General features: G+C 73.3%; 9 protein-coding genes. 7 read left to right on the top strand and 2 right to left on the bottom strand.

Translation table 11 applies throughout. From position 1 onward, the window contains the following. The first annotated feature begins 8 nt into the window (after nt 1–8). From ACFY93_RS12065 to ACFY93_RS12035, 7 genes are all read left to right on the top strand, one after another. On the top strand, nt 9–953 hold the full coding sequence (locus ACFY93_RS12065; RefSeq protein ID WP_391356610.1) for an ornithine carbamoyltransferase: 945 nt from the start codon (nt 9–11) through the stop codon (nt 951–953). A gap of 5 nt (nt 954–958) precedes the next feature. Continuing rightward, nucleotides 959–2,335 carry an MFS transporter gene (locus ACFY93_RS12060; protein ID WP_391356840.1) on the top strand — a complete coding sequence of 459 codons (1,377 nt, stop codon included), beginning with the start codon at nt 959–961 and terminating at the stop codon, nt 2,333–2,335. Nucleotides 2,336–2,346: 11 nt separating this feature from the next. After that, nucleotides 2,347–3,096 carry a class II aldolase/adducin family protein gene (locus ACFY93_RS12055; protein WP_391356837.1) on the top strand — a complete coding sequence of 250 codons (750 nt, stop codon included), beginning with the start codon at nt 2,347–2,349 and terminating at the stop codon, nt 3,094–3,096. Between the two features lie 92 nt (nt 3,097–3,188). Next, nucleotides 3,189–3,977 (top strand): alpha/beta fold hydrolase, encoded by a 789-nt coding sequence (locus tag ACFY93_RS12050; protein WP_391356607.1) that lies wholly within the window; start codon nt 3,189–3,191, stop codon nt 3,975–3,977. Between the two features lie 51 nt (nt 3,978–4,028). After that, nucleotides 4,029–4,967 (top strand): TauD/TfdA family dioxygenase, encoded by a 939-nt coding sequence (locus tag ACFY93_RS12045; RefSeq protein WP_391356604.1) that lies wholly within the window; start codon nt 4,029–4,031, stop codon nt 4,965–4,967. Nucleotides 4,968–5,008: 41 nt separating this feature from the next. After that, on the top strand, nt 5,009–5,827 hold the full coding sequence (locus tag ACFY93_RS12040; RefSeq protein ID WP_391356601.1) for a 4'-phosphopantetheinyl transferase superfamily protein: 819 nt from the start codon (nt 5,009–5,011) through the stop codon (nt 5,825–5,827). After that, nucleotides 5,824–6,777 carry a TauD/TfdA family dioxygenase gene (locus ACFY93_RS12035; protein WP_391356599.1) on the top strand — a complete coding sequence of 318 codons (954 nt, stop codon included), beginning with the start codon at nt 5,824–5,826 and terminating at the stop codon, nt 6,775–6,777. Before ACFY93_RS12040 ends, ACFY93_RS12035 begins: the two co-directional genes overlap by 4 nt. A gap of 78 nt (nt 6,778–6,855) precedes the next feature. Here ACFY93_RS12035 and ACFY93_RS12030 read toward each other — a convergent pair whose 3' ends face one another. Beyond that, nucleotides 6,856–7,602 carry a DUF4097 family beta strand repeat-containing protein gene (locus ACFY93_RS12030; RefSeq protein ID WP_391356597.1) on the bottom strand — a complete coding sequence of 249 codons (747 nt, stop codon included), beginning with the start codon at nt 7,600–7,602 and terminating at the stop codon, nt 6,856–6,858. Between the two features lie 112 nt (nt 7,603–7,714). After that, a complete protein-coding gene (locus tag ACFY93_RS12025; RefSeq protein ID WP_391356595.1) occupies nt 7,715–7,960 on the bottom strand; it encodes a hypothetical protein in 246 nt (81 codons plus the stop codon). Between the last annotated feature and the right edge of the window lie 62 nt (nt 7,961–8,022).

Here is an 8,022-nt window from a genome sequence, read left to right as displayed (position 1 = left end):
ACATCCTCATGCGACACCTGATATCCCTCGACGACCTCACGGACGACGAGCTCACCGCCCTCGTGACGCGCGGCGCCGCCTTCGCCTCCGGCCAGACCGGCCCCGTACGCCCGCTGGACGGGCAGATCGCCGGCATCTACTTCGCCAAGACGTCCACCAGGACCCGCACCGCCTTCTCCAGCGGCGCCCTGCGGCTCGGCGCGCAGATCATCGCGTACGGGCCCGGCGACCTCCAGCTCAACACCGGCGAGACCAGCGAGGACACCGGGCGCGTCATGTCCCGGATGCTCGACGTGCTGGTGGCGCGCACCGCGGGCGACCCGGCGGAGATGCGGGCCTGGGCGGCCCAGGACCGGATGTCCGTCGTGAACGCGATGAGCGCCGACGAGCACCCCACCCAGGGGCTCACCGACCTGACCACGCTGTACGGGCGGTTCGGCCGCGTCGAGGGGCTGCGCGTCCTGTACGTCGGCGAGGGCAACAACACCGCCGCCGCCCTCGCCCTCGGCCTGAGCCGGTTCCCCGGTGTCGAGTTCGAGCTGCGCACCCCGCCGGGATACGGCCTCACCGAGCCGGTCCGCCGCAGGGCCGAGGCGCACGCCGCCCGGCACGGCGCGGTCCTGCGCGAGCGGCACGACATGGCGGACCTGCCCGAGGACCTCGACGCGATCTACACGACGCGCTGGCAGACCACCGGCACCAGCAAGCCCGACGCCGACTGGCGGCGGGTGTTCGCCCCCTTCCAGGTGACCGCCGGCCTGTGGCTCGCCAGCCCCAAGGCGGTGTTCCTGCACGACCTGCCCGCCCACCGCGGCGACGAGGTCACCGCGGAGGTCCTGGACGGCCCGGCGAGCATCGCCTTCGACCAGGCCGAGAACAAGATGCACAGCGCGATGGCCGTCCTCGAGTGGTGCCGCACGGCCGCCCCCGCCGGCCCGGGAACCCGCCCGTGAGCGTCATGGGCGAGGCACCGCCGACCGACAGCGCCGCCCCCATGCCGCCGCTGCGCAAGAACCGCGACTTCCGGCTGCTGTGGTCGGGGGCCGCCGCCTCCTTCCTCAGCAGCCGGGTCAGCGCCGCCGCGTACCCGCTGGTGGTGCTCTGGACCACCGGGTCGCCGCTCGCCACGTCCGTGGTGTCGTTCGCCGCGCTGCTGCCGCTGCTGCTCATCCAGCTGCCCGCCGGAGCGCTCGTCGACCGCTGGGACCGGCGGCGCCTGATGGTGATCTGCGAGGCGGGCCGCTTCCTGGCGCTGGCCACGGTCGCCGGGGCCGTCCTGTCCGGGACGGTGTCGGTGCCGCACCTGGCGGCCGTCGCGTTCACCGAGTCCTGTCTGAACGTCTTCTACCGGCTCGCCGAACGCGGCGCCGTCCGCAACGTCGTGCCCGTCGAGCAGCTGCCGACCGCGCTGGCCGGCAACGAGGCCCGCGGCCGGGCCGCCGGACTGGTCGGCCAGCCCGGCGGCATCCTGCTGCACTCCCTGGTCCGCTGGGCGCCGTTCCTGTTCGCCGCCGTCGGCTATCTCGTCTCGCTCGGCTCCCTGCTGCTCATCAGGAAGGACTTCCAGGCCGAACGCAAGACCCGGCCCGGACGGCTGCGCACCGAGGTCGCCGAGGGCATGCGGTGGCTGTGGCGGCAGCGGTTCCTGCGCGCGGCCCTCGGCATCGTCGCGGGCAGCAACATCCTCTTCCAGGTGCTGAGCCTCGCCCTGATCCTGATGATCAAGGAGGACGGCCGGTCACCGGCGACCCTGTCCATCGTGGTCGTGTGCAGCGGTGCCGGCGGGATGCTCGGCGCGCTGAGCGGCGGCTGGTGGCTGCGCAGGTTCAGCCAGCGCGCCATCCTCGTCGGCGGCGCCACCGCCTGGGCCGTCCTGATGACGTCGATGGCCCTGGTCCGCGAACCGCTCGGCCTCGGCGCCCTGTTCGCCGGTACGAGCCTGGTCGGCGCCGTGTTCAACGTCGCGGCCGGCGTCTACCAGGTGCGCGTCACCCCGGACGCCATGCAGGGCCGGGTCGCCGCCACCGCGAACCTCCTCGGCTCCGGCACCAACGCGCTCGGCTCCCTCGGCGGCGGTCTCGTCCTGGCCGCCTGGGGCACCACCCGTTCCGTCCTGCTCGTCGGCGGCGTCATGGCCCTGCTGGCCGCGCTCGCGGCGCTCAGCCCCGCGCTGCGCTCGGAGGACACGCCCGCCGACACCGCGTCCCCCGACACCGTGCCCGCCGAGACCGTGCCCGCGGGCACCGCGCCCGCAGGCACCCCGGCGGCCGACGGCGGCCGGCCCGCCACCGACCCCCCCACCGCCCCCGACCGGACCGAAGGAGCCCCCCTTTGAGCGACTCCCTCATGCTCAGCGCCCCGCCGCTGTTCGACACCCTGGAAGAGGAACGCGCCCACCGCAAGGAGAGGCTGGCCGCCGCCCTGCGCATCTTCGGCCGGTTCGGCTTCGAGGAGGGCAACGCCGGCCACGTCACTGCCCGCGACCCGGAACTCGAGGACCACTTCTGGGTCAACCCGTTCGGCCTGTCCTTCAAGCACCTCAGCGTCAGCGACCTGCTCCTCGTGGACAGCGAGGGCCGCGTCGTGGAGGGCAGGTACCACGTCAACCGGGCCGCGTTCGCGATCCACTCGCAGATCCACGAGGCCCGGCCCGATGTCGTCGCCGCCGCGCACACCCACTCCACGTACGGGCGTGCCCTGTCGGCGCTCGGCGAACTGCTCGAACCGCTCACCCAGGACGTGTGCGCCTTCTACCAGGACCACGCCCTGTTCGACGACTACACCGGACCCGTCACCGAGCTCGAGGAGGGCCGCAGGCTCGCCGAGGCGCTCGGCCCGCACAAGGCGCTCATCCTGCGCAACCACGGGCTGCTCACCGTCGGCGACACCGTCGACGCGGCCGCCTGGTGGTTCATCACGATGGAGCGCTCCTGCCAGGTGCAGCTGCTGGCGAAGGCGGCCGGGAAGGTCGTCCACATCAGCCACGAGAACGCCCTGCACACCTACCGCGAGGTCGGCGACGACCTCATCGGCTGGATGAACTTCCAGCCCCTCTACGACCACGCCCGGCGCACCGAGACCGGCCTCTTCGACTGAGCCGGGCCCTCGCGCCGGCCCCGTGACCCACAGCCTCGTACCGCACAGCCTCGTACCCCACAGTCCCGTAACCCCCAGAAGGAGGAGGACCGTTGCCTCCCGCCGTGACCGCACGGGCCGACACCGGCCCCTGGTTCCGCCGCCACCGAAGGAGCGCGGCGCCGCGTCTGCGGCTCGTGTGCTTCCCGCACGCGGGCGGCACCGCCCAGCTCTTCCACACCTGGCCGTCCCGGCTGCCCGACGACGTCGAACTCCTCGCCGTCCGCTACCCCGGCCGCCAGGACCGGCTCGCCGAGCCGTGCGTCGAGTCCATGGACGTCCTCGCCGACGCGATCACCGACGCCCTCACGGACCACCTCGGCCTGCCGCTGGTGTTCTTCGGCCACAGCATGGGCTCGTCCGTGGCCTACGAGGTCGCGGCACGCCTGGAGGCACGGCACGGTGTGAGCCCCGAGCGGCTGCTGGTCTCCGGCCGGGCCGCCCCGCACCGCGCCAAGCACACCGGACTGCACGAGGCCGACGACGAGACGCTGATCGCCGGCATCCGCTCCCTGGGCGACCTGGGCTCCGAGGCGTTCGACATCCCCGAGCTGCGCGAACTGCTGCTGCCGCCGCTGCGCGCCGACTACCGGCTGATCGAGACCTACCGGCCCGCCGCCCCGGCCCCCCTGCGCTCCCCGATCACCGCCTACGTGGGCACCGACGACCACGGCTGCGTACGCGAACACGTGCTGGCCTGGGCGGAACTGACCACGTCCGGCGACTTCACGCTGCGCGCCTTCGAGGGCGACCACTTCTATCTCGTGCCCCGCGAGGACGAGCTGCTGGCCGACGTGGCCCGGCGACTGGACGGCGTCCGCGTCGCTGTAGCGAAAACATAGCTCGGCCATGGACCTCGTAAAGACAATGCACGCACCGAAAGGAAGCAGACGATGACGCATATGAGGACCTGGACGCCGCTCGAGATCGAGGCCGAGGCCACCGGCGGCGCCGACGAGCTGGTGAACCGCCTGAAGGAGATGGGTCCCGGCGGTCTCACCGACCTGCTCACCCAGGAGAAGGGGCTGGTGTTCCGGGGGTTCGACGTCACCCGTGACGAACTCGATCCCGTCCTCGACCTGCTGCTGCCCAACCGGCTCGCCTACGTGCACGGCAACTCGCCGCGCACCAAGGTCGGCAGCAACGTGTACACCTCCACGGAGTACCCGCAGGAGTTCACCATCTCGATGCACAACGAGATGAGCTACGCCCACGCCTGGCCCGCCCGGCTCGCCTTCTACTGCGAGGTCCAGCCCGGCGGTCACGGCGCCACCCCCGTCGTCGACGCCGCCCAGTGGCTGGCGGGCCTCGACCCCGAGGTGCGCGAGGCGTTCGCCGGCGGGGTGCGCTACCTGCAGAACCTGCACGACGGCTACGGCCTCGGCAAGAGCTGGCAGGACACCTTCGAGACCACCGACCGGGCAGCCGTCGAGGCGTTCCTGAAGGGCACCGGCGCGACCTGGGAGTGGAAGGCGGACGGCGGCATCCGGATCAGCTCCGTACGCCCCTCCACCACCCACCACCCGGTCACCGGCACCGAGGTGTGGTTCAACCAGGCCGACCAGTGGCACCCCGCGGGACTCGGCGACGACACCGCGGCGGCCCTCGCCCAGATCCTGCCCGAGGACGAGCTGCCGCAGACCGTGACCTTCGCCGACGGCACCCCCATCCCCGCCGAGTACGTGGAGCAGATCCGCGACCGCGGTCTCGACGCCGCCGTCGACGTCGACTGGCGCCGCGGCGACCTGCTGCTCATCGACAACGTGCTCCTGGCCCACGGCCGGCGCCCCTTCACCGGCGACCGCCGCGTGCTCGTCGCCATGTCCGACTGACCACGACCCACCGGGAACCACCGGGAAAGGGGGGACAGCCGATGAGCCGGCCGACCAACCGGGCGGACCAGCCGGCGGACCGGGCGGTGGGCGCCGAGTACCGGGAGCTTCTCGACACCGGCGCCGTGCACGTCTGGCAGGGCAGCTCGGCCGGGCTGCTCGATCCGGCGGACGCCGCGCTGCTGTCCGACGAGGAGCTCCTCGTCGTACGCCGCAGATCCCAGGAAGCGGGCACCCGTTACGCGGGTGCCCACGCGGCGCTCCGCCGCATTCTCGCCCGCTACCTCGGCACACCGCCGGAGGCGATCCGCTTCGGGCGCCGGCCCTGCCCGCGCTGCGAGCACCCCGAACACGGGCGCCCCCGCGTGAGCGCGCCGGACACCGGCCTCGACTTCAATCTCTCCCGGTCGGGGCCGCACTGGATCGTCGCCGTCACCGCGGGGCGGCAGGTCGGCATCGACCTGGAGGACGCGCGCAGCCTCGACGTCGACGGCTCGGCCGAGCTGATGATGTCCCGCGCCGAACTGCGCCATCTGCGCGGCCAGTCCACGGAGGCGGGCCGGACGGCGGCCTTCTTCCGCTGCTGGACCCGCAAGGAGGCCGTCGTCAAGGCCAGCGGCGTCGGCATCCTCACCGACCTGCGCGCCCTCGACGTACAGCCCGCGCGGGAGGGCCCCGTGTCCGTGCGGCACGAGGAACCGACGGGGCCCACGGACTGGATCGTCCAGGACGTGCCCGCCGCACCCCACCTGTTCGCCGCGCTCGCCCGCGAGGCGGGCAGCACCGGCCCCGTCGTCGTCCGGCACGACGACGCGTCCGGCCGGGCCCCGGCCGTCCCCGAAGGAGCAGTCAGCACATGACCATCACCGAGACGGGCCCGCTGCGGGGCTCGCTTGCCGCCTGCGTGACGGGCTCCGGCCCGGTGCGGGCGCACATCGACGCACACCGGCGGGAACTGCGCGAGCTGCTCACCGAGCACGGCGCCGTCCTGCTGCGCGGCTTCGACTCCGGGGGCGCCGAGGGCCTGGACGGGACCGTGCGGTCCTTCTCCGGCAGCGCCCCGCTGACCTACGCGGAGCGGTCCTCGCCCCGCTCCACGATCACCGGCCAGGTCTACACGTCCACCGACTACCCGGCGGACGAGGAGATCTTCCTGCACAACGAGAACTCCTACCAGGCCGCCTGGCCGCTGACCCTGTACTTCGCCTGCCTCGCCGAGGCGCACACCGAGGGCGCGACACCGCTCGCCGACATCCGCGAGGTGTACCGGTCCCTCGATCCCGCCCTGCGGGAGGAGTTCGAGCGGCGCGGCTGGCGGGTGGTGCGCAACTTCCACGGCGACTTCGGCGTGCCCTGGCAGGAGACGTTCAGCACCTCCGACCGCGACCGGGTGGCCGCGTACTGCCGGGACAAGGGGCTCCAGGTGCACTGGCGGCCCGACGGCGGGCTGCGCACCACGGCGCTGCGGCAGGCGGTGCACACCCACCCGGTGACCGGGGACCGGGTCTGGTTCAACCACGCCACGTTCTTCCACGTCACCTCGCTCGCCCCGGAGGTGGGGGAGGGGCTGCGGGAGATCTTCCCCGACGAGGACCTGCCGACGAACACGTACTACGGCGACGGCGGGGTCATCCCCGACAGCGTCATGGACGAGCTGCGCGCCGCCTACCGGGCCGCGTCCACGCGCTTCGACTGGCGGCTCGGCGACGTCCTGGTGGTCGACAACATGCGGGCCGCGCACGGCCGCGAGCCGTTCACCGGCCCGCGGAGGATCGCGGTCGCGATGGCGGAACCGTCCGACGCGCGCTGAGGCGGGGCGGTCGCCCGCGCACGACGAGGGAGGGGCCCGGCGCTCGAAGCGCCGGGCCCCTCCCTCGTGGTGCGCCGGTCAGGCCGCCGTGGTCAGCCGGACGCTGCCGCCCTCCGTGTTCAGCTTGATCTTCCGGTCGGAGGCGGGGTCCGTGCGCACCCCGACCTTCTCGCTGCCGCCCTTGGCGGACACCTGCACCGCGTACGCCTCGTTGGGCACCCGCACCGTCACGTCGCCCGACTTGGTGTCGACGTCGACGCTGGAGGGGGCGGTGGTGAAGCCGGCCCGCACGCTGCCGCCCTGGGCCGACACCCGCAGGCTCTTCGCGGCCACGTCGTCGGCGCGCACCTTGCCGCCGCCGGCCTTCACGTCGATCGCGCCGGCCAGGCCGGTCACCGTGACGTCGCCGCCGGAGCTGTCGAGGACGGCGGACACGTCCTTGGGGACCTCCACCCGGTAGCTGACCTTGCAGGTGCCGGGGCCGCCCGCCGGGCCGCAGTCGTCGCCGGGCAGCAGGGACAGGGTGCCGCCGCTGGTGCTGTGCTCGGTCTTCGGCTTGTCGCCGGTGTAGCGGATCCTCTCGGTCACCTTCACGCTGTCGCCGCTCGCGGCGACCACCTCGATGCTGCCGCCGGGTGTCGTCACCGACAGCGCGGTGACGTCGCCGTCGACGGTGTAGGAACTGCTGGTGGACTTCTCGTCGTCCTCGCCGCCGCAGGCGGTGAGCGTCGCGCCGGCCGCGAGGAGCGCGGCGCACAGCGCCACGGTCCTGGCCGTGCGGGTGCCGCGGAGGGACGTGGTGGCGGTACGGGTGCGCTGCGTCATCAGAGCCTCTTCTTCTGGTTCTTTCGCGTCCGCTGTGTCTGCTGCGTCCGCTGTGTCGTGGTGCCGCTGTGTCGTGGTGCCGGGAGGTCGGTACGCGTGTTCGGGAGCACGGTCAGCCGAGCACGTGGGTGACGTGGCCGTGCCGCGTCCGGTACGAGACGCGCTCGTACGCCCCCGGGGCCTCGGCCACCCACATCCGGCCGGCGATCCTCGCCGGGACGACCGCACGGGTGTCGGCGGTGCCCGGCCGCGGGCCGGAGAAGACCACGGTCAGCGCGTCCACCGCGGACGGCAGCCGGCCGGCGGCCCGGGTGCGGGCGGGGCGGAGGTCGCTGGGCGTGTACTCGTCGGCCGGCATCTGCGCTCCCGTTGGACTCGGTTCGGCTCCGCTGTCGCGGCGCTCCCTTGCGATGCCTCAAC

Source organism: Streptomyces sp. NPDC008313 (genome assembly GCF_042956125.1).
Taxonomy (GTDB): domain Bacteria; phylum Actinomycetota; class Actinomycetes; order Streptomycetales; family Streptomycetaceae; genus Streptomyces.
This window is presented reverse-complemented; position numbering and strand designations above follow the sequence as displayed.